This is a genomic window from Exiguobacterium sp. B2(2022) (assembly GCF_028823655.1).
Lineage (GTDB): Bacteria > Bacillota > Bacilli > Exiguobacteriales > Exiguobacteriaceae > Exiguobacterium > Exiguobacterium aestuarii_A.
Genome location: NZ_JAPEHX010000133.1, coordinates 1 through 924 on the forward strand (window position 1 = coordinate 1; position 924 = coordinate 924).

Sequence of the window (924 nt, forward strand, 5' to 3'; positions counted from 1 at the left end):
CGCTCGCTCGGACTCGACACGTCGAAAGAGCGCTCGCTCTGGCGGGACCGCGCGCTCGTTGAATTGAATATCGCCGTCCTCCAGTCGTTCGAGCGAGCGGGTGTCACAATCGTTGATCATCATACCGCCGCCAAACAGTTCAAACGATTCGAAAAGAATGAACGGGAAGCGGGGCGTGAGGTCACAGGGCAGTGGAGCTGGCTCATCCCCCCTCTATCGCCTGCGACGACGCACGTCTTTCATGAACATTATGACAACATCATCAAAACGCCGAACTTGTTCGCACGAAGCGGATGTCCGTTCTCTGGGTTTCGTCAGCCGGTAAAAGAGGAAATAAAAGGCTAGAACCGAGAGAAAGGATGATTGCTGTGGCAGTCCCACTTTGGAAACGAGCCGTCGCCGGTCAAATCGACCAAGTTGTCTTTCAGACGCCGGCCAAATTGATTGAAAAGGCCATCCGTAAAAAGGTATGGCCCGACAAGGAAGTGAAGCGGTATTACTTACCGACCGTTGTGACGATGGCCGGAGAGGTTTATTGCATGTTGTATCTAAACGGTCAAACCGTTGGCGACCGTGTCGTCGGAATCAAAGTCGTGAGTGCGGACGGGCGTCCGCTCTCCCTTGAGCAGGTCATCAAACGAACGCTTTATAAAGACGTCGTCTATCCGGCGACGCTTGGGATTCCACTCATTCGAGCGCTCCAACAGATGAAGTCAAACAAAGACCTCGAGTTGCCGCATGACGAGTTCGCCCATACGAAACTCATCTCGACCAAGTGAAAAAACAGAGCGGCCGCGTGTCGCTCTGTTTTTGTGTCTCATTCGGTCGGCTAGGAATCGGTATAGAAAATAAGGTATAATGAGGTTGGAGTGAACTACTCGCCACTTATTTGCTTCGCAAATTGAAGGGGGAGCTTCTTGGGAA

General features: G+C 52.3%; 2 protein-coding genes. Both read left to right on the forward strand.

Features of this window, described 5'->3' with window-relative positions:
- On the forward strand, positions 1 to 345 hold a 345-nt coding region (locus ON063_RS14665; RefSeq protein ID WP_274665629.1), incomplete at its 5' end, for a nitric oxide synthase oxygenase.
- 14 nt (positions 346 to 359) lie between these two features.
- The gene (locus ON063_RS14670; RefSeq protein ID WP_274665630.1) at positions 360 to 779 is read left to right on the forward strand and encodes an RDD family protein; all 420 of its coding nucleotides are present in this window, start codon (positions 360 to 362) and stop codon (positions 777 to 779) included.
- Positions 780 to 924: the final 145 nt, after the last annotated feature.

Excerpts from the sequence above, each read along its gene's own strand:
- ON063_RS14670 (WP_274665630.1), top strand. The coding sequence starts at position 360 with ATGATTGCTGTGGCAGTCCCACTTTGGAAACGAGCCGTCGCCGGTCAA.